Here is a 23,710-nt window from a genome sequence, read left to right as displayed (position 1 = left end):
GATGCGCCGCGGCCGACGCCTCGCCATCGACGTCGGGGACGCCCGGATCGGGGTCGCCTCGTGCGACCCCGACGGGATCCTGGCCACCCCGGTGGAGACCGTCCCCGGACGGGACGTCCCGGCGGCCCACCGCCGCCTGAAGCAGCTCGTCGAGGAGTACGAGCCGATCGAGGTCGTCGTCGGCCTCCCTCGCTCCCTCAAGGGGGGCGAGGGCCCGGCCGCGGCCAAGGTCCGCGGCTTCGCCCGGGAGCTGGCCAAGGGCATCGCACCGGTCCCCGTCCGGCTCGTCGACGAGCGGATGACGACGGTGACGGCCGGCCAGGGCCTGCGCGCCTCGGGCGTGAAGTCGAAGAAGGGGCGCTCCGTCATCGACCAGGTCGCCGCTGTGATCATCCTCCAGCAGGCACTCGAATCCGAACGGGTGTCAGGCAAAGCACCCGGTGAGGGCGTCGAAGTGGTCATCTGATCGCGATACGGTAACGTTCCGCGCGATGCGACGGCATTCGAACAGCCGCCGCACAGCAAGAGGCGGAACGGAGCCGGACCCACCAGCCGCGCGCGCCGACCGCCTCGCGGCTCTAGGGGATCGATGACTGAGTATGGCCGGGGCCAAGGCTCCGAACCGTGGCATCCGGAGGACCCGTTGTACGGGGACGGCGGATGGGGAGGGCAGCAGGACCGGCAGGACCGGCAGGACCGGCAGCCCCCCTACGGCGGCCAGCCGCAGCAGTATCCGGAGCAGCCGCCTCAGCAGCACGGCGACTGGAACGAGGGCGGCCAGTCCGCGTACGGCCAGGAGCAGCAGTACCAGCAGTACGGCCGGCAGCACGAACAGCAGTACGACCAGTCGTACGGCCGGCAGCAGTACGGGACCGAGGGGCAGCACCGGCAGCAGTACGAGGGCGGCGACTGGGGCACCGGCGGGCACCCGCAGGCGCCCTACGCCGCCGACCCGTCGGACCCCTACGCCCAGGAGGCCGTCGGCTACGGCGCGGAGCGGCCCGACCCCTACGGCACTGCGGACGCCTACCCGCCGCCGGAGCCGCCCGGCCGCCGGCGCAGCGAGCCCGAGCCGTCGCAGACCGACTGGGACCCGGGTCCCGACCAGGGGGAGCACGCCTTCTTCGCCGGTGGGGGCGAGGACGACACGGCCGACGACGCCGGCCGGGGCCGCGGCCGCGGTGACCGGCGGGGCCGGAGCGGCAAGGGCAGGAAACGCCGCAACGGGGTCGCCTGCCTGGTGGTCTGCCTGGTGCTGGGCGGCGCCGTGGGAGGCGCCGGGTACTTCGGCTACCAGTTCTACCAGGCACGTTTCGGCGAAGCCCCGGACTTCGCGGGGGACGGCAACGGCGAAGAGGTGACCATCACGGTGCCCAAGGGGGCCGGCGGTTACCAGATCGGGCAGTTGCTGAAGGACGCCGGTGTCGTCAAGAGCGTGGACGCCTTCGTCGCCGCCCAGCAGGGCAGCCCGCAGGGCAAGGCCCTCCAGGACGGCGTCTACACGCTGGAGAAGGAGATGTCGGCCAAGAGCGCGGTCGAGCTCATGCTCAGCCCCGAGAGCCGCGACAACCTCGTCATCGCCGAGGGCAAGCGCAACGCCGACATCTACCAGCTGATCGACAAGCGCCTCCAGGTCGAGGCGGGCACCACGGCCCGGGTCGCCCGGGACGAGTGGAAGAACCTGGGACTGCCCGCCTGGGCCCTGAACCACGACAACGTCAAGGATCCGCTGGAAGGCTTCCTCTACCCCTCCAGCTACGGCGTCGCCAAGGGGCAGAAGCCCGAGGACGTGCTGAGGGAGATGGTCTCGCGGGCCACCGAGAAGTACGAGGAGCTCGGCGTCGAGGAGAAGGCCGCGGACCTCGGGCTCGACGGACCGTGGCAGCTCGTCACCATCGCGAGCCTGGTGCAGGCCGAGGGCACGAGTCACGACGACTTCCGCAAGATGGCCGAGGTCGTCTACAACCGGCTCAAGCCGGGCAACACCGAGACCAACGGCATGCTGCAGTTCGACTCCACGTACAACTACATCAAGAACCAGAGCGAGATCGACCTCACTCTCAGCGAACTCCGCACCTACGACAACCCGTACAACACCTACTACCACAAGGGCCTGCCGCCCGGACCGATCAGCAACCCGGGTGAGGAGGCACTGAAGGGCGCCCTCGACCCGACGCACGACGGCTGGTACTACTTCGTCTCGACCGACGGCAGGACGAGCAAGTTCACCAAGACCAACGCCGAGCACCAGAAGCTGGTCGACGAGTGGCAAGCCTCGAGGAACGACTGATGGCCGCACCCCGCCGAGCCGCCGTTCTCGGCTCCCCGATCGCCCACTCCCTCTCCCCGGTGCTGCACCGCACCGCCTACGAGGAGCTGGGGCTGACCGGGTGGACGTACGACCGTTTCGAGGTCGACGAGGCCGCCCTGCCCGGCTTCCTCGACAGGCTCGGGCCCGAGTGGGCCGGGCTGTCGCTGACCATGCCGCTGAAGCGGGCCGTCATCCCGCTGCTCGACGAGGTCGGCGAGACGGCCGCCTCGGTGGAGGCGGTCAACACGGTCGTGTTCACCGAGGACGGCCGTCGCGTCGGTGACAACACGGACATCCCCGGCATGGTCGCCGCGCTGCGCGAGCGCGGCATCGAGCAGGTCGGCTCGGCGGCGATCCTCGGTGCCGGCGCCACGGCCTCCTCGGCGCTCGCCGCGCTGGCCCGGATCTGCACCGGCGAGGTCGTCGCCTACGTCCGCAGCGGGGCCCGTGCGGCCGAGATGCGGCAGTGGGGCGAGCGGCTCGGCGTGGACGTCCGTACCGCCGACTGGGAGGACGCCGCCGAGGCGCTGCGCGCACCCCTGGTCGTCGCCACCACCCCGGCCGGTACGACCGACGCCCTCGCCTCCGCCGTCCCGGAGGCGCCCGCCACCTTGTTCGACGTGCTCTACGACCCGTGGCCGACCGCGCTCGCCGCCCGCTGGTCGGCCTACGGCGGCGCCGTCGTCGGCGGACTCGACCTGCTCGTGCACCAGGCGGTGCTCCAGGTCGAACAGATGACGGGCCGGTCCCCGGCTCCCCTCGACGCCATGCGGAAAGCGGGCGAGCACGCCCTCGCGGCCCGCTAGGACCCCCCGCGTTCCGCGGGGAGCGAACGGAGGGGGGACCGCCGTCCGTCCGGCCCGAAGCGCGGAACCGCCCGCCGCCGCGCCGCACGGACCGGGGCCCCGTTCCCCCCGCCGGCCCGCACGGCAGGGCCGCGCCGCCGACCGTCCGGGCCCGTACGCGCCGCGGCGGACCGGGCGGGGCGGCGCCGGCGGCCCGGGGCTCCCACGCTCCCCGGCAGCCGCAGGGCGACGCCCCGCGCGGCCCGCCGCGGCGCCGGCCGCCGTCCGCCTGACGGACCGGCGGCCGGGCCGGGGCGCGGACGTGGGAGGATCGGAGGCGGCGGACCGGGACCCGCGCACCTGGTCACGCCGTCGCCACGCGCGAGGACGCGCGTACGCAGGGCAGTACCGGGGCGCGAGCACTGAGGAGCACCGTTGAGCAGGTTGCGCTGGCTGACCGCGGGGGAGTCCCACGGTCCCGCACTCGTCGCGACGCTGGAGGGCCTCCCCGCCGGCGTGCCGATCACCACGGACATGGTGGCGGACCACCTGGCGAGGCGGCGGCTGGGCTATGGGCGCGGTGCCCGCATGAAGTTCGAGCGGGACGAGGTCACCTTCCTCGGCGGCGTCCGGCACGGCCTGACCCTCGGCTCCCCGGTGGCGATCATGGTGGGGAACACCGAGTGGCCCAAGTGGGAGCAGGTCATGGCGGCCGACCCGGTCGACCCCGAGGTGCTGGACGGGCTGGCCCGCAACGCGCCGCTGACCCGCCCGCGCCCCGGCCACGCCGACCTCGCCGGCATGCAGAAGTACGGCTTCGACGAGGCCCGGCCCGTCCTGGAGCGCGCCTCCGCCCGCGAGACCGCCGCCCGCGTGGCGCTCGGCGCGGTGGCCCGGTCGTACCTGAAGGAGACGGCCGGCATCGAGATCGTCAGCCACGTCGTCGAACTCGCCTCCGCCAAGGCCCCCTACGGCGTGTACCCGACCCCGGCGGACGTGGAGAAGCTGGACGCGGACCCGGTGCGCTGCCTGGACGCGGACGCCTCCAAGGCGATGGTCGCCCAGATCGACCAGGCCCACAAGGACGGCGACACCCTCGGCGGCGTGGTGGAGGTGCTGGCGTACGGCGTGCCGGTCGGCCTCGGCTCCCACGTGCACTGGGACCGCAGGCTGGACGCCCGTCTGGCGGCGGCGCTCATGGGCATCCAGGCGATCAAGGGCGTCGAGGTCGGTGACGGCTTCGACCTGGCCCGGGTACCGGGTTCCCGCGCGCACGACGAGATCGTCACCACTCCGGAGGGCATCAGGCGGGCCTCCGGCCGCTCCGGCGGCACCGAGGGCGGCCTGACCACCGGCGAGCTGCTGCGCGTGCGCGCGGCCATGAAGCCGATCGCGACCGTGCCGCGCGCGCTGAAGACCGTGGACGTGGTGACGGGCGAGCCCGCGCAGGCCCACCACCAGCGCTCGGACGTGTGCGCGGTGCCGGCGGCCGGCATCGTCGCCGAGGCGATGGTCGCCCTCGTCCTGGCGGACGCGGTGGCGGAGAAGTTCGGCGGCGACAGCGTGCCGGAGACCCGCCGCAACGTCCGGAGCTACCTCGAGAACCTGGCGATCCGGTGAGCGGTCCGCTGCTGGTCCTCGTCGGCCCGATGGGGGTCGGCAAGTCCACCGTGGGGCAGCTGCTGGCCCAGCGGCTCGGTGTCGCCTACCGGGACACGGACGACGACATCGTGGCCGGGCAGGGCCGGGCGATCGCGGACATCTTCGTCGACGAGGGCGAGCCCGCCTTCCGCGCGATCGAGAAGCGGGCCGTGCGCGCCGCGCTGGCCGAGCACGACGGCGTCCTCGCCCTCGGCGGCGGCGCCGTCCTGGACCCGGACACGCGCGCGCTGCTCGCCGGCCACCGGGTCCTCTACCTCTCGATGGACGTCGAGGAGGCGGTCCGGCGCACCGGGCTGAACACCGCCCGCCCGCTGCTCGCGATCAACCCGCGCAGACAGTGGCGCGAGCTGATGGAGGCGCGCCGCCACCTCTACGAGGAGGTCGCCACGGCCATCGTGGCCACCGACGGACGCACCCCCGACGAGGTTGTCGAAGCCGCCCTGGAAGCACTGGAGTTGAAGGAAGCATGAGCGAGGCAGTCACCCGGATCCAGGTCGCCGGCACCGCGGGCACCGACCCCTACGAGGTGCTGGTCGGCCGTCAGCTCCTCGGAGAACTCGCCGGACTGGTCGGGGACAAGGCCCGGCGGGTCGCCGTCATCCACCCCGAGTCCCTCGCCGAGACCGGGGACGCGCTCCGCGCCGACCTGGCCGAGCAGGGCTACGAGGCCATCGCCATCCAGGTGCCCAACGCCGAGGAGGCCAAGACCGCCGAGGTCGCCGCCTACTGCTGGAAGGCGCTGGGCCAGTCGGGCTTCACCCGCACCGACGTCATCGTCGGCGTGGGCGGCGGAGCCACCACGGACGTCGCCGGGTTCGTGGCCGCGACCTGGCTGCGCGGCGTGCGCTGGATCGCCGTCCCCACCACCGTCCTGGCCATGGTGGACGCGGCCGTCGGCGGCAAGACCGGCATCAACACCGCCGAGGGCAAGAACCTGGTGGGAGCCTTCCACCCGCCCGCCGGCGTCCTGTGCGACCTCGCCGCCCTCGACTCCCTCCCGGTCAACGACTACGTCTCCGGGCTCGCCGAAGTGATCAAGGCCGGTTTCATCGCCGACCCGGTGATCCTCGACCTCATCGAGGCCGACCCCGAGGCCGCCCGCAGCCCGGCCGGGCCGCACACCGCCGAGCTGATCGAACGCTCGATCCGGGTCAAGGCCGACGTGGTCTCCTGCGACCTGAAGGAGTCGGGCCGCAGGGAGATCCTCAACTACGGCCACACCCTCGGCCACGCCATCGAGAAGAACGAGCGCTACAAGTGGCGCCACGGCGCCGCCGTCTCCGTCGGCATGCACTTCGCCGCCGAACTGGGCCGCCTCGCCGGCCGGCTGGACGACGCCACCGCCGACCGCCACCGCACCATCCTCGAAGCGGTCGGACTCCCCCTCCACTACCGCTACGACCAGTGGCCCAAGCTGCTGGAGAACATGAAGGTCGACAAGAAGTCCCGCGGCGACCTGCTGCGCTTCATCGTCCTGGACGGCCTGGCCAAGCCCACCGTCCTGGAGGGCCCCGACCCGGCCGTCCTCCTCGCCGCCTACGGAGAAGTGGGCCAGTAGGTCCACCGGTGCGCCTTGCGCCCGGTTCGCCTTTCACGGCGGGCACTTGGGACCGCCCCCGGCCGTTCACCAAACGACGGCCGGGGGCGGTACCGTTCCGTAGCGGGCGGGTACGCCCGCTGTCAGCGCCCATCGCCTGTACGAGACGGAGTGGCACCGGATGCAGCACGCAGTGGGTTCTCCGCTGCCGCCGCCCCACCAGCCGGGGCACGGACCGGCCCCGGGCTGGTCCCCGGCCGCACACCACCCGGGACCCCACCCCGGAGTGCCCCAGGGCCCCCTTCCCGTGCCACCTGCGGCACCGGCCCACCCCGGCCCGCCGCCGCACCCGGCCCAGGCTCCCGCGCACGCCCCGGCCCCCGAGGCCCCGGGCCACGTCCCGCCGCCCGCCGGCGCCCCCGTGCCCGGCGCACCGCCTGCCCCGGATCCGGCCACCACGACCCTCGCCGTGCTGCTCATCGGGCCCGCGGGCGCCGGCAAGACCAGCGTCGCCAAGTACTGGGCGGACCACCGCCGGGCCCCCACCGCCCACATCAGCCTCGACGACGTACGCGAATGGGTCCGCTCGGGCTTCGCCGACCCCCAGGCGGGATGGAACGACAATTCCGAGGCCCAGTACCGCCTGGCCCGCCGCACCTGCGGTTTCGCCGCGCGCAACTTCCTCGCCAACGGCATCTCGTGCATCCTCGACGACGCCGTCTTCCCCGACCGCCCCGTCGTCGGCCTCGGCGGCTGGAAACGGCACGTGGGCCCCGGCCTGCTGCCGGTCGTCATCCTCCCCGGCCTGGACATCGTCCTGGAGCGCAACGCCGAACGCACCGGCAACCGCCGCCTCACCGACGAGGAAGTGGCCCGCATCCACGGCCGTATGGCCGGCTGGTACGGCTCGGGCCTGCCGATCATCGACAACTCCCAGCTCGACATCCCCGAGACGGCCCGCGTACTGGACGAGGTACTCGCCCGCTCGTTGGCGAGCCCGCCCAAGTGGTGACCGCACCCGGAGGCCCGCGGCCGCGCGGGGGCGCAAGGGGACGTGCCGCCGCGGCGCGGCCCGTCGCTCAGCCGGTCGCAGCCGGCGCCCACGGCCGGCCCGGCGAGGGCCCGCGCGGTGACGCGGGGTGCCCGCCGCGCCACCGCCCCCCGGCCCGATCCGCCCCGCCGCCGGGCGCCCGCCGCCAAAACCCCGTGTGACGCCCGGTCGGCCCCGCCCGACCGGCGGCGACCGCCCGCCCCTCGTACGCTCGGCTCATGTCAGAGGTGTACGCGGCCCGCCGAACCCGCCTCCGCGAACGCTGCACCGCGGGCGGCGGCGCGGCGGTCCTGGTCTCCCGCCCCGCCAACGTGCGCTACCTCGCGGGTGCCGCCCCGCACGGCGCCGTCCTGCTGCTGGGCGTCACCGACGACCTGCTGCTGTGCGCGGGCCCCCTGGACGACCGCTCCACGCAGGGCCGCCCCGACGAGGCACTGGGCGTACGCATCCTGCCCGGCTCCGCGGTCGACCCGGCCGTCGCCGCCACCGGCCTCGCCGCCGCGCAGGGCGCCGACTGCCTCGCCGTGGAGGAGCACCACCTCACGGTGACCCGTCACCGAGCCCTCCGCTCCGCCGCCCCCGGCCTCCGCCTGACCGGCCTGGACTGCGCGGTCGAACAGCTCAGGGTCGTCAAGGACGAGGAGGAGATCTCCTGCCTGCGCATCGGTGCCGAGATCGCCGACCAGGCCCTCGGCGAACTCCTGGAATCCATCCTCGTGGGCCGCACCGAGCGCCACCTCGCCCTGGAACTGGAACGCCGCCTGGTCGACCACGGAGCCGACGGTCCCGCCTTCCCGACCTCGGTCGGCACCGGCCCCCACTCCGGTCGCCCCGGCCACCGCCCCACCGACCGCCGGGTGGAGGAGGGCGACTTCCTCTCCGTCTGCCTCGGCGCGGCCTACCGCGGCTACCGCTGCGAGATCGGCCGTACGTTCGTCATCGGCAGCTCGCCCGCCGACTGGCAGATCGAGCTGTACGACCTGGTCTTCGCCGCCCAGCGCGCCGGCCGGGAGGCCCTCGTCCCCGGTACTCCCTGCCGGGACGTCGACCGCGCCGCCCGCCAGGTGCTGGACTGCGCCGGGTACGCCGGCGGCCTGCCGGACCTCACCGGCCACGGCGTCGGGCTCGAAATCGACGAGGACCCTCAGTTGACCCCCTCGGCCATGGGTAAACTGGACGCTTGCGTGCCGGTCACCGTCGAACCCGGGGTCCACCTCCCGGGCCGGGGCGGTGTCCGGATCGATGACACGCTCGTCGTGCGCCCCGAGGCGGACGGCGGACCCGAGCTACTCACCATCACGACCAAGGAGCTGCTCGCGCTCTAGCCCCCGCGCTGAGTGCCTGCCCCGGGGTCGTCCCACGTCAGTCCAGGAGATTCCGCAACCGTGGCTTCCACGAACGACCTCAAGAACGGCATGGTGCTCAAGCTCGAAGGCGGCCAGCTCTGGTCCGTCGTCGAGTTCCAGCACGTCAAGCCCGGCAAGGGCCCCGCCTTCGTGCGCACCAAGCTCAAGAACGTGCTCTCCGGCAAGGTCGTCGACAAGACCTTCAACGCCGGTGTCAAGGTCGAGACGGCCACTGTCGACAAGCGCGACATGCAGTTCTCGTACATGGACGGCGACTACTTCGTCTTCATGGACATGGAGACCTACGACCAGCTCATGGTCGACCGCAAGGCCGTCGGCGACGCCGCCAACTTCCTCGTCGAGGGCTTCACCGCCACCGTCGCCCAGCACGAGGGCGAGGTGCTCTTCGTCGAGCTCCCGGCCGCCGTCGAGCTGACGGTCGCCGAGACCGAGCCGGGCGTCCAGGGCGACCGCTCCACCGGCGGCACCAAGCCGGCCACGCTGGAGACCGGCCACCAGATCCAGGTCCCCCTCTTCATCACCACCGGTGAGAAGATCAAGGTCGACACCCGCACGAGCGACTACCTCGGCCGGGTGAACAGCTAACCGTGGCTGCCCGCAACACGGCCCGCAAACGCGCCTTCCAGATCCTCTTCGAAGGGGACCAGCGCGGCGCCGACGTCCTGACCGTCCTCGCGGACTGGGTCCGGCACTCCCGGAACGACACCCGGCAGCCGCCGGTGAGCGAGTACACGATGGAGCTGGTCGAGGGCTACGCCGAGCACGCGCGGCGCATCGACGAGCTGATCGCCCAGTACTCGGTCGGCTGGACGCTCGACCGCATGCCGGTCGTCGACCGCAACATCCTGCGTCTTGGGGCCTACGAGCTGATCTGGGTCGACGAGACGCCGGACGCCGTCGTCCTCGACGAGATGGTGCAGCTGGCGAAGGAGTTCTCGACGGACGAGTCCCCCTCGTTCGTCAACGGCCTGCTGGGCCGCCTGAAGGACCTGAAGCCCTCGCTGCGCCGCGAGGAGAGCTGACCGAAGAAGACGCCGGGGCCCCGCAGCACGTGTGCTGCGGGGCCCCGGCGTCCCGGTAGCGGGCACGGGACCGGGGCCCTTGCGCCCCCAGCGCGTACAAAGCCGCCGGGGCGGCCGCAACCATCAAGGTCCCGGCCGCCCCGGCGACACGTTTCTGCTGGTCCGGAGGGTGCTCAGCTCTCCTCGTGGGCCGCCACCGCACGGCGCGCGTCCGCGTCCAGCACGCCCCAGCTGATCAGCTGCTCGGTGAGGACCGAGGGCGACTGGTCGTAGATGACGGCGAGGGTGCGCAGGTCGTCCTGGCGGATCGAGAGCACCTTGCCGTTGTAGTCACCGCGCTGCGACTGGATCGTGGCCGCGTAGCGCTGCAGGGGACCCGCCTTCTCGGCCGGCACGGTGGCCAGCCGCTCCAGGTCCAGGACCAGCTTCGGCGGCGGCTCGGCGGCACCGCCCGGGGTGGTGCCCGGCAGCAGTTCCTGCACGGGAACGCCGTAGAAATCCGCCAGCTCGGCGAGACGCTGCACGGTCACGGCGCGGTCGCCGCGCTCGTACGAACCGACCACGACCGCCTTCCAGCGACCCTGGGACTTCTCCTCGACACCGTGGAGGGAAAGGCCCTGCTGGGTGCGGATGGCACGGAGCTTGGCCCCGAGCTGTTTGGCGTATTCGCTGGACATATGGCTCCCCGGACACTGTGTCGACGCGGACTGGCTCGGTGCCCATGCCGCGCGGTTGGTAACTCACTGTGAGGTTACGCAGCGTTACTCTCCTGCGTCAAGCCGAATGGTCCCCACCGCACCCGCCGTGGTAGTGCCCGGATCGCCGCCCCCGGGCCGGCCCGGGGGCGGCGATCCGGGCACTCTCCGGCACCTGCTACCGTAGGTGGCGCAATTCCGACGTCCTTTAAGGTCCGTCCCGTGAGGCGGAGAAGGAGGTCCGTTTCGTATGGACACGCAAGCGTCCGATGCGCGGCCCGTGCTCGAGGGCCCCGACATCGCGCGGGTACTGACCCGTATCGCCCACGAGATCGTCGAGCGCGCCAAGGGCGCCGACGACGTGGTGCTCCTCGGCATTCCCACCCGGGGTGTCTTCCTCGCCCGCCGGCTCGCCGCCAAGCTGGAGCAGATCACCGAGCGCAAGGTGCCGGCCGGCTCCCTCGACATCACCATGTACCGCGACGACCTGCGCATGCACCCGCCGCGTGCGCTGGCCCGCACCGAGATCCCCGGTGACGGCATCGACGGCCGGCTGGTCGTCCTCGTCGACGACGTGCTCTTCTCCGGCCGCACCATCCGCGCAGCCCTGGACGCCCTGAACGACATCGGGCGCCCGCGCGCGGTCCAGCTCGCGGTCCTCGTCGACCGCGGTCACCGCGAACTGCCGATCCGCGCCGACTACGTCGGCAAGAACCTCCCCACGTCGTTGCGGGAGACGGTCAAGGTCCAGCTCGCCGAGGAGGACGGTCGCGACACCGTGCTGCTCGGCGCCAAGCGGACCGCTCCGGGCACCCAGCACTAGCCCCGTCCGGCCTCGCGCGCGGCCCTGCCCGCCTCAAGGCCCGGCCGGTGCGCCCACGCACGCGCCCGGTTGCCCGAAAACTCCCGTTCCTCCGCATGACCTGCCCTACGGAGCCTGAAAGATGCAGCGCCATCTCATCTCGGCCGCCGACCTCACCCGCGACGACGCCGTCCTGATCCTCGACACCGCCGAGGAAATGGCCCGGGTCGCGGACCGGCCGATCAAAAAGCTGCCGACCCTGCGCGGCCGCACCGTCGTGAACCTCTTCTTCGAGGACTCCACGCGCACCCGGATCTCCTTCGAGGCGGCCGAGAAGCGCCTGTCCGCGGACGTGATCAACTTCTCCGCCAAGGGGTCGAGCGTGTCCAAGGGCGAGTCCCTGAAGGACACCGCTCAGACCCTGGAGGCGATGGGCGTCGACGCCGTCGTCATCCGGCACAGCGCCTCCGGCGCCCCGTACCGCCTGGCCAACTCCGGCTGGATCGACGCGGTCGTCATCAACGCCGGCGACGGCACCCACCAGCACCCCACGCAGGCCCTGCTGGACGCCTTCACCATGCGCCGCCGCCTGGTCGGCAGGGACGCCGGGCTCGGCCAGGACCTGGCCGGCAAGCGCATCACGATCGTCGGTGACGTCCTGCACAGCCGGGTCGCCCGCTCCAACGTCGACCTGCTGCACACCCTCGGCGCCGAGGTCACCCTCGTCGCCCCGCCCACCCTGCTGCCGGTCGGCGTGGAGACCTGGCCCTGCTCGGTCTCGTACGACCTCGACTCCACGCTGCCCAAGTCCGACGCGGTGATGATGCTGCGCGTGCAGCGCGAGCGCATGAACGCCGCGTTCTTCCCCACCGAGCGCGAGTACTCGCGCCGCTACGGCCTCGACGGCGACCGCATGGCCAAGATGCCGGGGCACGCCGTCGTCATGCACCCCGGCCCGATGGTCCGCGGCATGGAGATCACCGCCGAGGTCGCCGACTCCGACCGCTGCACCGTCGTCGAGCAGGTCGCCAACGGCGTCTCCATCCGCATGGCCGTCCTGTACCTGCTGCTCGGCGGCAACGAGCCCGCCGTCACCCACCCGTCGCCCACCGCCGCCCCCGCATCGAGGCGCTCCGCGCCCACCTCTGCACCCCGCACCACGGAGGAGAAGTAAGACATGAGCAAGACCCTGATCCGCGGTGCGAGGATCCTCGGCGGCGAGCCGCAGGACGTGCTGATCGACGGCGCGGTCATCGAGGCGGTCGGCACGGGCCTGCCCGCCGGGGGCGCCGAGGTCGTCGAGGCCGACGGCAAGGTACTGCTGCCGGGCCTGGTCGACCTCCACACCCACCTGCGCGAGCCCGGCCGCGAGGACTCCGAGACCGTCCTGACCGGCACGCGCGCGGCGGCCAGCGGCGGCTACACCGCCGTGTTCGCCATGGCCAACACCTTCCCCGTGGCCGACACCGCCGGCGTCGTCGAGCAGGTCTGGCGGCTCGGCAGGGAGCACGGCTACTGCGACGTGCAGCCCATCGGCGCCGTCACCGTCGGCCTGGAGGGCCGCAAGCTCGCCGAGCTGGGCGCCATGCACGAGTCCGCGGCCGGCGTCACCGTCTTCTCCGACGACGGCAAGTGCGTCCACGACGCGCAGATCATGCGCCGCGCCCTGGAGTACGTGAAGGCGTTCGGCGGTGTCGTCGCCCAGCACGCGCAGGAGCCGAGGCTGACCGAGGGCGCCGAGATGAACGAGGGCGTCGTCTCCGCCGAGCTGGGGCTCGGGGGCTGGCCCGCCGTCGCCGAGGAGTCGATCATCGCGCGGGACGTGCTGCTCGCCGAGCACGTCGGCTCCCGCGTCCACGTCTGCCACCTGTCGACGGCCGGTTCCGTGGAGATCGTCCGCTGGGCCAAGTCCCGCGGCATCCAGGTCACCGCCGAGGTCACCCCGCACCACCTCCTCCTCACCGACGAGCTGGTGCGCACCTACGACCCGGTCTACAAGGTGAACCCGCCGCTGCGCACCGAGCGTGACGTGATGGCGCTGCGCGAGGCGCTCGCCGACGGCACGATCGACGTCGTCGCCACCGACCACGCCCCGCACCCGCAGGAGGACAAGGACTGCGAGTGGGCCGCCGCCGCCATGGGCATGGTCGGCCTGGAGACCGCATTGTCGGTGGTCCAGGAGACCATGGTGGACACGGGTCTGCTGGACTGGGCCGGCGTCGCCGACCGCATGTCCTTCAAGCCCGCGCGGATCGGACAGGCCACCGGACACGGCCGTCCCGTCTCGGCTGGTGAGCCCGCCAACCTCACCCTCGTCGACACGGCATACCGTGGCCGGGTGGACCCCGCGGGCTTCGCCTCGCGCAGCCGCAACACCCCCTACGAGGGGCGTGAGCTGCCGGGCCGTGTGACGCACACGTGGCTGCGGGGCAAGGCCACGCTCGTCGACGGGAAGCTCACGTGACACCACCTGTACTCCTGCTGGCCGCCGAGAAGGAATCGGCGGAAGTGACCGACTGGGCCGCCCGCGCCGGCTGGGTCGTCGGCCTCCTCCTGTTCGTCGCGCTGGTCTACTGGCTGATGCGCGAGGGCTGGAAGTGGCGCGGCACGCTCCAGGGCGACCTGCCGGAACTGCCCACCGCGCCGGATGACGCGGGCCCGGTGAGACTGGGCATGAGCGGCCGCTACCACGGGTCCACCACCGCCGGGCAGTGGCTCGACCGCATCGTGGCGCACGGCCTGGGCACCCGCAGCCGGGCCGAGCTCACGCTGACGGACGCCGGGATCGACGTCGTACGCCCCGGCGCGAGCGACTTCTTCATCCCGGCCGCGCAACTGCGCGGGGCCCGCCTCGACAAGGGCATCGCCGGCAAGGTCCTCACCGAGGGCGGCCTGCTGGTGGTGACGTGGGCCCACGGCGGCAAATCGATCGACTCCGGTTTCCGCTCCGACCACGCGGCCGAGCACCTCGAATGGGTCGACACCCTGAACCAAATGATCGACAAGACGGAAACGGAAGGCGCACGATGACGACCTCCACCAGGGGAGCTGCCAGGACTCCCGCCGTGCTCGTCCTGGAGGACGGCCGGATCTTCCGCGGCCGTGCCTACGGGGCCGTGGGGGCGACCTTCGGCGAGGCCGTGTTCTCCACCGGCATGACCGGCTACCAGGAGACCCTCACCGACCCGTCGTACCACCGCCAGGTCGTCGTGATGACCGCCCCGCACATCGGCAACACCGGCATCAACGACGAGGACATGGAGTCCAGGAGGATCTGGGTCTCCGGCTACGTGGTGCGCGACCCCGCGCGCGTGCCCTCCAGCTGGCGCTCGCGGCGCACGCTGGACGAGGAACTGGACGCCCAGGGCGTCGTCGGCATCTCCGGCGTCGACACCCGGGCGCTCACCCGCCACCTGCGCGAGCGCGGCGCCATGCGCGTCGGCATCTTCTCCGGCGACGCGGTCCGCGACGAGGCCACCATGCTCGCCGAGGTCCGCAGGGCCCCCGAGATGACGGGTGCCGACCTCTCCGCCGAGGTCGCCACCACCGAGCCGTACGTCGTCCCCGCGATCGGCGAGAGGAAGTTCACCGTCGCCGCCGTCGACCTCGGCATCAAGGGCATGACCCCGCACCGCATGGCCGAGCGCGGCATCGAGGTGCACGTGCTCCCGGCCACCGCGTCCGTCGAGGACGTGTACGCGGTCGACCCCGACGGCGTGTTCTTCTCCAACGGCCCGGGCGACCCGGCCACCGCCGACCACCCCGTCTCCGTGATGCAGGCGGTGCTGGAGCGGGGCACCCCGCTGTTCGGCATCTGCTTCGGCAACCAGATCCTCGGCCGCGCCCTGGGCTTCGGCACCTACAAGCTGAAGTACGGCCACCGCGGCATCAACCAGCCGGTGCAGGACCGCACGACCGGCAAGGTCGAGGTCACCGCGCACAACCACGGATTCGCCGTGGACGCGCCCACCGACAAGGTCTCCGACACCCCCTTCGGCCGCGTCGAGGTCTCCCACGTCTGCCTCAACGACAACGTGGTGGAGGGCCTCCAGCTCCTCGACAAGCCGGCCTTCAGCGTCCAGTACCACCCGGAAGCGGCGGCCGGCCCGCACGATGCCGCCTACCTGTTCGACCGCTTCGTGTCCCTGATGGAGGGCCAGCGTGCCTAAGCGCACCGATATCCAGTCCGTCCTGGTCATCGGCTCCGGCCCGATCGTCATCGGCCAGGCCGCCGAGTTCGACTACTCCGGCACCCAGGCGTGCCGCGTGCTCAAGGCCGAGGGCCTGCGCGTCATCCTGGTGAACTCCAACCCGGCGACGATCATGACCGACCCGGAGATCGCCGACGCCACCTACGTCGAGCCGATCACCCCCGGGTTCGTCGAGAGGATCATCGCCAAGGAGCGCCCCGACGCGCTCCTGCCCACCCTGGGCGGCCAGACGGCCCTGAACACCGCGATCTCGCTGCACGAGAACGGCGTCCTGGAGAAGTACGGCGTCGAGCTGATCGGCGCCAACGTGGAGGCGATCCACAAGGGCGAGGACCGCGACCGGTTCAAGGAGGTCGTGGAAGAGGTCCGCAAGAAGATCGGGCACGGCGAGTCGGCCCGTTCGGTCATCTGCCACTCCATGGACGACGTCCTCAAGGGCGTCGAGACGCTCGGCGGCTACCCGGTCGTCGTCCGCCCCTCCTTCACCATGGGCGGCGCCGGCTCCGGCTTCGCCCACGACGAGGAGGAGCTGCGCCGTATCGCCGGCCAGGGCCTCACGCTCTCCCCGACCACCGAGGTGCTCCTGGAGGAGTCCATCCTCGGCTGGAAGGAGTACGAGCTGGAGCTGATGCGCGACAAGAACGACAACGTCGTGGTCGTCTGCTCCATCGAGAACTTCGACCCCATGGGCGTGCACACCGGCGACTCGATCACCGTCGCGCCCTCGATGACGCTGACCGACCGCGAGTACCAGATCCTGCGCGACGTCGGTATCGCGATCATCCGCGAGGTCGGTGTGGACACCGGCGGCTGCAACATCCAGTTCGCGGTGAACCCGGCCGACGGCCGCGTCATCGTCATCGAGATGAACCCGCGCGTGTCGCGCTCGTCCGCCCTCGCCTCCAAGGCGACCGGCTTCCCGATCGCGAAGATCGCTGCCAAGCTCGCAGTCGGTTACACCCTCGACGAGATCCCGAACGACATCACGCAGGAGACGCCGGCCTCCTTCGAGCCGACCCTCGACTACGTCGTCGTCAAGGCCCCGCGCTTCGCGTTCGAGAAGTTCCCGAGCGCCGACTCCACCCTCACCACCACCATGAAGTCGGTGGGCGAGGCCATGGCGATCGGCCGCAACTTCACCGAGGCGTTCCAGAAGGCGCTGCGCTCGCTGGAGAAGAAGGACAGCCAGTTCACCTTCGTCGGCGACCCCGGCGACAAGCAGGAGCTGCTGGAGCGGGCGGTCCGCCCGACCGACGGCCGCATCAACACGGTCATGCAGGCCATCCGCGCGGGCGCCACCCCCGAGGAGGTCTTCGAGTACACGAAGATCGACCCGTGGTTCGTCGACCAGCTCTTCCTCATCAAGGAGATCGCCGACGAGCTGGCCGAGGCGCCCGAGCTGACCGCCGACCTGCTCGCCGAGGCCAAGCGGCACGGCTTCTCCGACCAGCAGATCGCCGAGATCCGCGGCCTGCGCGAGGACGTCGTCCGCGAGGTCCGCCACGCCCTCGGCATCCGCCCGGTCTACAAGACGGTCGACACCTGCGCCGCCGAGTTCGCCGCGAAGACCCCGTACTTCTACTCGTCCTACGACGAGGAGACCGAGGTCGCCCCGCGCGAGAAGCCGGCCGTCATCATCCTGGGCTCCGGCCCCAACCGCATCGGCCAGGGCATCGAGTTCGACTACTCCTGCGTCCACGCCTCCTTCGCGCTGAGCGACGCCGGGTACGAGACCGTGATGGTCAACTGCAACCCCGAGACCGTCTCCACCGACTACGACACCTCCGACCGGCTGTACTTCGAGCCGCTCACCCTGGAGGACGTCCTGGAGATCGTCCACGCGGAGCGGCAGGCCGGCCCCATCGCGGGCGTCGTCGTCCAGCTCGGCGGCCAGACCCCGCTGGGTCTGGCGCAGGCACTCAAGGACAACGGCGTGCCGATCGTCGGCACCCCGCCCGAGGCCATCCACGCCGCCGAGGACCGCGGCGCCTTCGGCCGCGTCCTGAAGGAGGCCGGCCTGCCGGCCCCCAAGCACGGCACCGCCACCACCTTCGCCGAGGCCAAGGCCATCGCCGACGAGATCGGCTACCCGGTCCTGGTGCGCCCCTCGTACGTCCTGGGCGGACGTGGCATGGAGATCGTGTACGACGAGGCCCGCCTGGAGTCGTACATCGCCGAGTCCACCGAGATCAGCCCCTCCCGGCCGGTCCTGGTCGACCGCTTCCTCGACGACGCCATCGAGATCGACGTCGACGCCCTGTACGACGGCGAGGAGCTGTACCTCGGCGGTGTGATGGAGCACATCGAGGAGGCCGGCATCCACTCCGGCGACTCGGCGTGCGCCCTGCCCCCGATCACGCTGGGCGGCTTCGACATCAAGCGGCTGCGCGCCTCCACCGAGGCCATCGCCGCGGGCGTCGGCGTCCGCGGCCTGATCAACATCCAGTTCGCGCTGGCCGGGGACATCCTCTACGTCCTGGAGGCCAACCCGCGCGCCTCGCGCACCGTCCCCTTCACCTCGAAGGCGACCGCGGTGCCGCTGGCCAAGGCCGCCGCCCGCATCTCGCTGGGCGCCACCATCGCCGAGCTGCGCGCCGAGGGCCTGCTGCCCAGGCACGGCGACGGCGGGGAGCTCCCGCTCGACGCGCCGATCTCCGTCAAGGAGGCCGTCCTGCCGTGGTCCCGCTTCCGGGACATCCACGGCCGCGGCGTCGACACCGTCCTCGGCCCGGAGATGCGCTCCACCGGCGAGGTCATGGGCATCGACTCCGTCTTCGGCACGGCCTACGCCAAGTCGCAGGCGGGCGCCTACGGCCCGCTGCCCACCAAGGGCCGGGCGTTCATCTCGGTCGCCAACCGCGACAAGCGCTCGATGATCTTCCCGGCGCGCGAGCTGGTCGCCCACGGCTTCGAACTGCTCGCCACCTCCGGCACCGCCGAGGTCCTCAAGCGCAACGGCATCCACGCCACCGTCGTGCGCAAGCAGTCCGAGGGGGAGGGCCCGGGCGGCGAGAAGACCATCGTCCAGCTCATCCACGACGGCCAGGTCGACCTCATCGTCAACACCCCGTACGGCACCGGCGGCCGCCTCGACGGCTACGAGATCCGCACGGCGGCCGTGGCGCGGTCCGTGCCGTGCCTGACGACGGTCCAGGCGCTCGCCGCGGCGGTCCAGGGCATCGACGCCCTCAACCGCGGTGACGTGGGCGTCCGCTCGCTCCAGGAACACGCGGAATTCCTGACCGCGGCCCGCGACTAGCAGCCCCGAGGGGGACACCGGAAACGGTGTCCCCCTCTTCATGAGGACACACACCAGACATGTACGAGCTCTTCTTCCGCCTGTTCTTCCAGCGGATGGACCCGGAGCAGGCCCACCACCTGGCCTTCCGCTGGATCCGCCGCACCGCCCGCCTCCCCGTGCTGCGCACCTTCGTCGCCGCCGCGCTCGCGCCCCGCCACAAGGAGCTGCGCACGGAGGCGTTCGGGCTGCGCATGCACGGCCCGTTCGGGCTCGCCGCCGGCTTCGACAAGAACGCCGTCGGCATCGACGGCATGGCGATGCTCGGCTTCGACCACGTCGAGATCGGCACGGTGACCGGCGAACCGCAGCCCGGCAACCCCAAGAAGCGGCTGTTCCGGCTGGTGAAGGACCGTGCGCTGATCAACCGCATGGGCTTCAACAACGACGGCTCGCTGGCCGTCGCCGCCCGCCTGGCCTCCCGCACGCCCGTCTTCAAGACGGTCGTCGGCGTCAACATCGGCAAGACCAAGGCCGTCCCGGAGGCCGAAGCCGTCGCCGACTACGTGAAGTCGGCCGAGCGGCTCGCCCCGCACGCCGACTACCTGGTCGTCAACGTCTCCTCCCCGAACACGCCGGGGCTGCGCGACCTCCAGGCCGTCGACCACCTGCGGCCGCTGCTCACCGCGGTCCGCGACGCCGCCGACCGGGTGGTCCCCGCCCGACGCGTCCCGCTCCTGGTGAAGATCGCGCCGGATCTGGCCGACGAGGACGTGGACGCCGTCGCCGATCTGGCCGTGGAGCTGGGGCTGGACGGCATCATCGCCACGAACACCACCATCGCGCGCCAGGGGCTCGGCCTGAGCTCCGATCCCGCCGTGGCCGGGGAGGCCGGCGGCCTGTCGGGCGCTCCGCTCAAGGCGCGCTCCCTGGAGGTGCTGCGGCGCCTGTACGCGCGCGTCGGCGACCGGATCACCCTCGTGGGCGTCGGCGGCATCGAGACCGCCGAGGACGCCTGGCAGCGCATCCTGGCCGGCGCCACGCTGGTCCAGGGCTACAGCGCCTTCATCTACCAGGGGCCCTTCTGGAGCCGCGCCGTCCACAAGGGGCTGGCCGCGCGCCTGCGCCAGAGCCCGTACGCCACCCTCGCCGACGCGGTCGGCGCCGACGTGAGGAAGTCCGCATGAGCCCTCTGGAGCCCTTCGGCGCCCGTCTGCGCCGCGCGATGGACGAGCGCGGTCCGCTGTGCGTCGGCATCGACCCGCACGCCTCCCTGCTCGCCGAGTGGGGCCTGAACGACGACGTGGCGGGGCTGGAGAGGTTCAGCCGCACGGTCGTGGAGGCCGTGGCCGGCCGGGTCGCCGTCCTGAAGCCGCAGAGCGCGTTCTTCGAGCGCTTCGGCGCGCGCGGTGTGGCCGTCCTGGAGACGTCGGTGCGCGAGGCGCGCGAGGCGGGCGCGCTGGTCGTCATGGACGCCAAGCGCGGCGACATCGGCTCGACCATGGCCGCGTACGCCGAGTCCTTCCTGCGCCCGGGCGCCCCGCTGTTCTCGGACGCGCTGACCGTCTCGCCCTACCTCGGCTACGGTTCGCTGAAGCCGGCCGTCGAGCTGGCGCGCGAGAGCGGGGCCGGTCTGTTCGTGCTGGCGCTCACCTCCAACCCGGAGGGCGGCGAGGTCCAGCACGCCGTCCGGGCCGACGGGCGCAGCGTCGCGGCGACGGTGCTGGCCCACCTGGCCGCCGAGAACGCGGACCAGGAGCCGCTGGGCTCCTTCGGCGCGGTCGTCGGCGCCACCCTGGGCGACCTGTCGTCGTACGACCTGGCCGTCAACGGCCCGCTGCTGGCACCGGGCATCGGAGCCCAGGGGGCCACTCCGGCGGACCTGCCCCGGGTCTTCGGGAGCGTCGTGGGCAACGTGGTGCCGAACGTCAGCCGGGGTGTTCTTCGTCACGGCCCCGACGTCACGGCGCTGCGCGGGGCGGCGGACCGCTTCGCGGAGGAGATCCGGGCCGCCGTCGCCTCCGAGTAACCCTTCCGTGACTCCCCGCGCGCGGGGCGGCGCCCCTGGTGGCCCCGCGCGCCCCCTCCGGACGCCTCGGACGGGTGGACCCGGGACGGACTTGAGTCTGGATCCATTCTCAAATCCGAGGGAATATGTTCTAAATGTCCGTCCTGACGGAGGCTGACCAGGACTTTTCCGCTGTTCTCGCTGACTCCGGCGGACTTGCCCGCTAGTCTCCGACGAGAGTCGATGGGCAAGCGTGTTGCTCATGGCTCCCCAGGTGTGGGGCGACTAGGTTCCTCACCGGTCCGTATCCGACAGTTCGACATCCGAGGTGACGTAGGCGTGGCTCTTCCGCCCCTTACCCCTGAACAGCGCGCAGCCGCGCTCGAAAAGGCCGCCGCGGCTCGCCGGGAGCGGGCCGAGGTCAAGAATCGACTCAAGCACTCCGGCGCCTCCCTGCACGAGGTCATCAAGCAGGGCCAGGAGAACGACGTCATCGGCAAGATGAAGGTCTCCGCCCTCCTTGAGTCGCTGCCGGGCGTGGGCAAGGTCCGCGCCAAGCAGATCATGGAGCGACTCGGCATCTCCGAGAGCCGCCGCGTGCGGGGTCTCGGCTCCAACCAGATCGCCTCCCTGGAGCGCGAGTTCGGCAGCACCGGCAACTGAGTCCGGACCACTCCGGGACAGCTGGAATAATCGCTGCATGAGTGAACGTCCGCGGCTGACCGTGCTCTCCGGCCCCTCGGGGGTCGGCAAGAGCACGGTCGTCGCCCATATGCGCAAGGAACATCCCGAGGTCTGGCTGTCGGTGTCGGCGACGACCCGCAAGCCGCGCCCGGGTGAGCAGCACGGGGTCCACTACTTCTTCGTCAGCGACGAGGAGATGGACAAGCTGATCGCCAACGGTGAACTGCTGGAGTGGGCCGAGTTCGCGGGCAACCGCTACGGCACGCCGCGCGCGGCCGTCCAGGAACACCTGGAAGCGGGGGTCCCGGTCCTCCTGGAGATCGACCTGCAGGGCGCCCGGCAGGTCCGCGAGTCCATGGCGGAGGCCCGTCTGGTGTTCCTGGCTCCCCCCTCCTGGGAGGAGCTGGTGCGCAGGCTCACCGGCCGGGGCACCGAGCCGCCCGAGGTGATCGAGCGCCGCCTCCAGGCGGCCAAGGTCGAGCTGGCGGCCGAGCCGGAGTTCGACGTGACCCTGGTCAACACCTCCGTCGAGGATGTGGCGAGCGAGCTGCTAGCCTTGATGGACGTTGTGTGATCGTGACGGATCACGCCGACTGATTCTTTCCCATCCATCGGAAGGTAGAGCGTGTCCTCTTCCATCTCCGCGCCCGAGGGCATCATCAACCCGCCGATCGACGAGCTCCTCGAGGCCACGGACTCGAAGTACAGCCTCGTGATCTACGCGGCCAAGCGTGCCCGCCAGATCAACGCGTACTACTCCCAGCTCGGCGAGGGTCTCCTCGAGTACGTCGGTCCCCTCGTCGACACCCACGTCCACGAGAAGCCGCTCTCGATCGCCCTGCGCGAGATCAACGCGGGACTGCTGACCTCCGAGGCCGTCGAGGGTCCCGGGCAGTAGTACTTTCAGCCTGCAGCTGACTTTTCCACAGGCCCGGCAGCACGACTGCCGGGCCTGTGGTGTGTCATGGGACTGTGCGGTTCCGAGATCCGGAACCGGAGCCGGATCCGGGGAGAGCGGGGAGAGACGGTGGACAAGCCGAAGGTCGTCCTGGGGGTCAGCGGCGGCATCGCCGCCTACAAGGCGTGCGAGCTGCTGCGCAGACTGACGGAGTCGGGGCACGACGTCCGGGTCGTCCCCACCGCCTCCGCGCTGCACTTCGTCGGAGCGGCCACCTGGTCCGCCCTGTCCGGCCACCCCGTCTCCACCGAGGTGTGGGACGACGTCCACCAGGTGCCGCACGTGCGGATCGGGCAGCACGCCGACCTGGTCGTCGTCGCCCCGGCCACCGCGGACATGCTCGCCAAGGCCGCCCACGGCCTCGCCGACGACCTCCTCACCAACACCCTCCTCACCGCCCGCTGCCCGGTCGTCTTCGCGCCCGCCATGCACACGGAGATGTGGGAGCACCCGGCCACCCAGGAGAACGTGGCGACGCTGCGCCGTCGCGGCGCCGTCGTCGTCGAGCCCGCCGTCGGCCGCCTCACCGGCGCCGACACCGGCAAGGGGCGGTTCCCCGACCCGGCCGAGATCTTCGAGGTCTGCCGCCGGGTGCTGGCCCGGGGTGCGACCGGGCCGGACCTGGCCGGCCGGCACGTCGTCGTCAGCGCCGGCGGCACCCGCGAGCCCCTCGACCCGGTCCGCTTCCTCGGCAACCGCTCCTCGGGCAAGCAGGGCTACGCCCTCGCCCGTACGGCCGCCGCGCGCGGCGCCCGTGTCACGCTGATCGCGGCCAACACCGCGCTGCCGGACCCGGCGGGCGTGGACGTCGTCCGGGTGGGCACGGCCGTGGAGCTGCGGGAGGCCGTGCTGCGCGCGGCGGCCGACGCCGACGCGGTGGTCATGGCCGCGGCGGTCGCGGACTTCCGCCCGGCGGCCTACGCGGCCGGGAAGATCAAGAAGAAGGACGACCGGGACCCCGAGCCCGTCGCCCTGGTGCGCAACCCGGACATCCTCGCGGAGATCTCCGCCGACCGGACCCGCCCCGGCCAGGTGATCGTCGGTTTCGCCGCCGAGACGGACGACGTCCTGGCCAACGGCCGGGCCAAGCTGAAGCGCAAGGGCTGCGACCTCCTCGTGGTCAACGAGGTGGGGGAGGGCAAGACCTTCGGCGCCGAGGAGAACGAGGCCGTCGTACTCGGCGCCGACGGCAGCGAGACCTCCGTCCCGCACGGCCCGAAGGAGGACCTGGCCGACACCGTCTGGGACCTCGTGGCCGACCGGCTGGCCTGACCGCCCGGCCCGCACGGCCATCCGGATTCCACTCATCCGCGCGTGGCGGCCCTGGCCAGGGAGCACGGCATTGGGCACAATGCCCGTGCCGCAGGTCACAGCGCTCC

23 protein-coding genes are annotated in these 23,710 nt (G+C 72.0%); 22 read left to right on the top strand and 1 reads right to left on the bottom strand.

The genetic code is table 11. The features are described 5' to 3' along the window. The first annotated feature begins 1 nt into the window (after window position 1). The 10 genes from ruvX to nusB all read left to right on the top strand — a co-directional run bounded on the left by ruvX (window position 2) and on the right by nusB (window position 9,735). Window positions 2-466 (top strand): Holliday junction resolvase RuvX, encoded by a 465-nt coding sequence (gene ruvX / locus ACSU6Z_RS04325; protein ID WP_437043017.1) that lies wholly within the window; start codon window positions 2-4, stop codon window positions 464-466. A 123-nt stretch (window positions 467-589) separates the two neighbouring features. After that, window positions 590-2,290: an endolytic transglycosylase MltG gene (gene mltG / locus ACSU6Z_RS04320; RefSeq protein WP_437043015.1), complete on the top strand. Its 1,701-nt coding sequence runs from the start codon at window positions 590-592 to the stop codon at window positions 2,288-2,290. Continuing rightward, a complete protein-coding gene (locus ACSU6Z_RS04315) occupies window positions 2,290-3,117 on the top strand; it encodes a shikimate dehydrogenase (protein WP_437043013.1) in 828 nt (275 codons plus the stop codon). Before mltG ends, ACSU6Z_RS04315 begins: the two co-directional genes overlap by 1 nt. A 414-nt stretch (window positions 3,118-3,531) precedes the next feature. Further along, window positions 3,532-4,716, top strand: coding sequence for a chorismate synthase (gene aroC / locus ACSU6Z_RS04310; protein ID WP_437043011.1), 1,185 nt, complete (start codon window positions 3,532-3,534; stop codon window positions 4,714-4,716). Continuing rightward, complete coding sequence (locus tag ACSU6Z_RS04305) at window positions 4,713-5,228, top strand: shikimate kinase (RefSeq protein ID WP_437043009.1); 516 nt, start codon at window positions 4,713-4,715, stop codon at window positions 5,226-5,228. The genes aroC and ACSU6Z_RS04305 overlap by 4 nt, the downstream gene beginning before the upstream one ends. After that, window positions 5,225-6,316, top strand: coding sequence for a 3-dehydroquinate synthase (gene aroB, locus ACSU6Z_RS04300; protein WP_437043007.1), 1,092 nt, complete (start codon window positions 5,225-5,227; stop codon window positions 6,314-6,316). The genes ACSU6Z_RS04305 and aroB overlap by 4 nt, the downstream gene beginning before the upstream one ends. A 160-nt stretch (window positions 6,317-6,476) precedes the next feature. After that, window positions 6,477-7,307: a Pro-rich N-terminal domain-containing protein gene (locus ACSU6Z_RS04295; RefSeq protein ID WP_437043005.1), complete on the top strand. Its 831-nt coding sequence runs from the start codon at window positions 6,477-6,479 to the stop codon at window positions 7,305-7,307. Window positions 7,308-7,564: 257 nt separating this feature from the next. Then, the gene (locus tag ACSU6Z_RS04290; RefSeq protein WP_437043003.1) at window positions 7,565-8,671 is read left to right on the top strand and encodes an aminopeptidase P family protein; all 1,107 of its coding nucleotides are present in this window, start codon (window positions 7,565-7,567) and stop codon (window positions 8,669-8,671) included. Window positions 8,672-8,731: 60 nt separating this feature from the next. Further along, window positions 8,732-9,298, top strand: a complete 567-nt coding sequence (gene efp / locus ACSU6Z_RS04285) for an elongation factor P (protein ID WP_437021287.1) — start codon at window positions 8,732-8,734, stop codon at window positions 9,296-9,298. A gap of 2 nt (window positions 9,299-9,300) precedes the next feature. After that, window positions 9,301-9,735 (top strand): transcription antitermination factor NusB, encoded by a 435-nt coding sequence (gene nusB, locus ACSU6Z_RS04280; RefSeq protein ID WP_437043001.1) that lies wholly within the window; start codon window positions 9,301-9,303, stop codon window positions 9,733-9,735. Between the two features lie 173 nt (window positions 9,736-9,908). On the opposite strand, the gene bldD is transcribed toward nusB, so the two are convergent. Continuing rightward, window positions 9,909-10,412: a transcriptional regulator BldD gene (gene bldD / locus ACSU6Z_RS04275; RefSeq protein WP_043498969.1), complete on the bottom strand. Its 504-nt coding sequence runs from the start codon at window positions 10,410-10,412 to the stop codon at window positions 9,909-9,911. A gap of 268 nt (window positions 10,413-10,680) precedes the next feature. Here bldD and pyrR point away from each other — a divergent pair, with 268 nt between their 5' ends. The 12 genes from pyrR to coaBC all read left to right on the top strand — a co-directional run bounded on the left by pyrR (window position 10,681) and on the right by coaBC (window position 23,603). Then, complete coding sequence (gene pyrR / locus ACSU6Z_RS04270) at window positions 10,681-11,253, top strand: bifunctional pyr operon transcriptional regulator/uracil phosphoribosyltransferase PyrR (protein WP_437042999.1); 573 nt, start codon at window positions 10,681-10,683, stop codon at window positions 11,251-11,253. 121 nt (window positions 11,254-11,374) lie between these two features. Beyond that, window positions 11,375-12,406: an aspartate carbamoyltransferase catalytic subunit gene (locus ACSU6Z_RS04265; RefSeq protein WP_437042997.1), complete on the top strand. Its 1,032-nt coding sequence runs from the start codon at window positions 11,375-11,377 to the stop codon at window positions 12,404-12,406. Between the two features lie 3 nt (window positions 12,407-12,409). Next, window positions 12,410-13,696: a dihydroorotase gene (locus tag ACSU6Z_RS04260; RefSeq protein ID WP_437042995.1), complete on the top strand. Its 1,287-nt coding sequence runs from the start codon at window positions 12,410-12,412 to the stop codon at window positions 13,694-13,696. Then, entirely contained in the window at window positions 13,693-14,262 is a 570-nt protein-coding gene (locus tag ACSU6Z_RS04255) for a hypothetical protein (protein WP_437042993.1), read from the top strand. Before ACSU6Z_RS04260 ends, ACSU6Z_RS04255 begins: the two co-directional genes overlap by 4 nt. Then, window positions 14,259-15,401 carry a glutamine-hydrolyzing carbamoyl-phosphate synthase small subunit gene (gene carA / locus ACSU6Z_RS04250; protein WP_437042990.1) on the top strand — a complete coding sequence of 381 codons (1,143 nt, stop codon included), beginning with the start codon at window positions 14,259-14,261 and terminating at the stop codon, window positions 15,399-15,401. Before ACSU6Z_RS04255 ends, carA begins: the two co-directional genes overlap by 4 nt. Next, window positions 15,394-18,702, top strand: a complete 3,309-nt coding sequence (carB, locus tag ACSU6Z_RS04245; protein WP_437042989.1) for a carbamoyl-phosphate synthase large subunit — start codon at window positions 15,394-15,396, stop codon at window positions 18,700-18,702. Before carA ends, carB begins: the two co-directional genes overlap by 8 nt. A 59-nt stretch (window positions 18,703-18,761) precedes the next feature. Next, the gene (locus ACSU6Z_RS04240; protein WP_437042987.1) at window positions 18,762-19,868 is read left to right on the top strand and encodes a quinone-dependent dihydroorotate dehydrogenase; all 1,107 of its coding nucleotides are present in this window, start codon (window positions 18,762-18,764) and stop codon (window positions 19,866-19,868) included. After that, window positions 19,865-20,710, top strand: a complete 846-nt coding sequence (pyrF, locus tag ACSU6Z_RS04235) for an orotidine-5'-phosphate decarboxylase (protein WP_437042985.1) — start codon at window positions 19,865-19,867, stop codon at window positions 20,708-20,710. Before ACSU6Z_RS04240 ends, pyrF begins: the two co-directional genes overlap by 4 nt. Window positions 20,711-21,028: 318 nt before the next feature. Then, window positions 21,029-21,352: an integration host factor gene (locus ACSU6Z_RS04230; RefSeq protein ID WP_190206445.1), complete on the top strand. Its 324-nt coding sequence runs from the start codon at window positions 21,029-21,031 to the stop codon at window positions 21,350-21,352. Window positions 21,353-21,389: 37 nt separating this feature from the next. Next, entirely contained in the window at window positions 21,390-21,947 is a 558-nt protein-coding gene (gene gmk / locus ACSU6Z_RS04225) for a guanylate kinase (RefSeq protein WP_437042983.1), read from the top strand. Between the two features lie 51 nt (window positions 21,948-21,998). Further along, window positions 21,999-22,271, top strand: coding sequence for a DNA-directed RNA polymerase subunit omega (gene rpoZ, locus ACSU6Z_RS04220; RefSeq protein WP_004933985.1), 273 nt, complete (start codon window positions 21,999-22,001; stop codon window positions 22,269-22,271). A 129-nt stretch (window positions 22,272-22,400) separates the two neighbouring features. Continuing rightward, a complete protein-coding gene (coaBC, locus tag ACSU6Z_RS04215) occupies window positions 22,401-23,603 on the top strand; it encodes a bifunctional phosphopantothenoylcysteine decarboxylase/phosphopantothenate--cysteine ligase CoaBC (RefSeq protein WP_437042980.1) in 1,203 nt (400 codons plus the stop codon). Window positions 23,604-23,710: the final 107 nt, after the last annotated feature.

This window comes from Streptomyces sp. enrichment culture (assembly GCF_964273145.1).
GTDB lineage: Bacteria > Actinomycetota > Actinomycetes > Streptomycetales > Streptomycetaceae > Streptomyces.
This window is presented reverse-complemented; position numbering and strand designations above follow the sequence as displayed.

Excerpts from the sequence above, each read along its gene's own strand:
- pyrF (WP_437042985.1), top strand. The coding sequence starts at position 19,865 with ATGAGCCCTCTGGAGCCCTTCGGCGCCCGTCTGCGCCGCGCGATGGAC.
- ACSU6Z_RS04290 (WP_437043003.1), top strand. The coding sequence starts at position 7,565 with ATGTCAGAGGTGTACGCGGCCCGCCGAACCCGCCTCCGCGAACGCTGC.
- ACSU6Z_RS04295 (WP_437043005.1), top strand. The coding sequence starts at position 6,477 with ATGCAGCACGCAGTGGGTTCTCCGCTGCCGCCGCCCCACCAGCCGGGG.
- aroB (WP_437043007.1), top strand. The coding sequence starts at position 5,225 with ATGAGCGAGGCAGTCACCCGGATCCAGGTCGCCGGCACCGCGGGCACC.
- mltG (WP_437043015.1), top strand. The coding sequence starts at position 590 with ATGACTGAGTATGGCCGGGGCCAAGGCTCCGAACCGTGGCATCCGGAG.
- pyrR (WP_437042999.1), top strand. The coding sequence starts at position 10,681 with ATGGACACGCAAGCGTCCGATGCGCGGCCCGTGCTCGAGGGCCCCGAC.
- ACSU6Z_RS04265 (WP_437042997.1), top strand. The coding sequence starts at position 11,375 with ATGCAGCGCCATCTCATCTCGGCCGCCGACCTCACCCGCGACGACGCC.
- carA (WP_437042990.1), top strand. The coding sequence starts at position 14,259 with ATGACGACCTCCACCAGGGGAGCTGCCAGGACTCCCGCCGTGCTCGTC.
- ruvX (WP_437043017.1), top strand. The coding sequence starts at position 2 with ATGCGCCGCGGCCGACGCCTCGCCATCGACGTCGGGGACGCCCGGATC.
- gmk (WP_437042983.1), top strand. The coding sequence starts at position 21,390 with ATGAGTGAACGTCCGCGGCTGACCGTGCTCTCCGGCCCCTCGGGGGTC.
- ACSU6Z_RS04240 (WP_437042987.1), top strand. The coding sequence starts at position 18,762 with ATGTACGAGCTCTTCTTCCGCCTGTTCTTCCAGCGGATGGACCCGGAG.
- ACSU6Z_RS04315 (WP_437043013.1), top strand. The coding sequence starts at position 2,290 with ATGGCCGCACCCCGCCGAGCCGCCGTTCTCGGCTCCCCGATCGCCCAC.
- ACSU6Z_RS04260 (WP_437042995.1), top strand. The coding sequence starts at position 12,410 with ATGAGCAAGACCCTGATCCGCGGTGCGAGGATCCTCGGCGGCGAGCCG.
- bldD (WP_043498969.1), bottom strand. The coding sequence starts at position 10,412 with ATGTCCAGCGAATACGCCAAACAGCTCGGGGCCAAGCTCCGTGCCATC.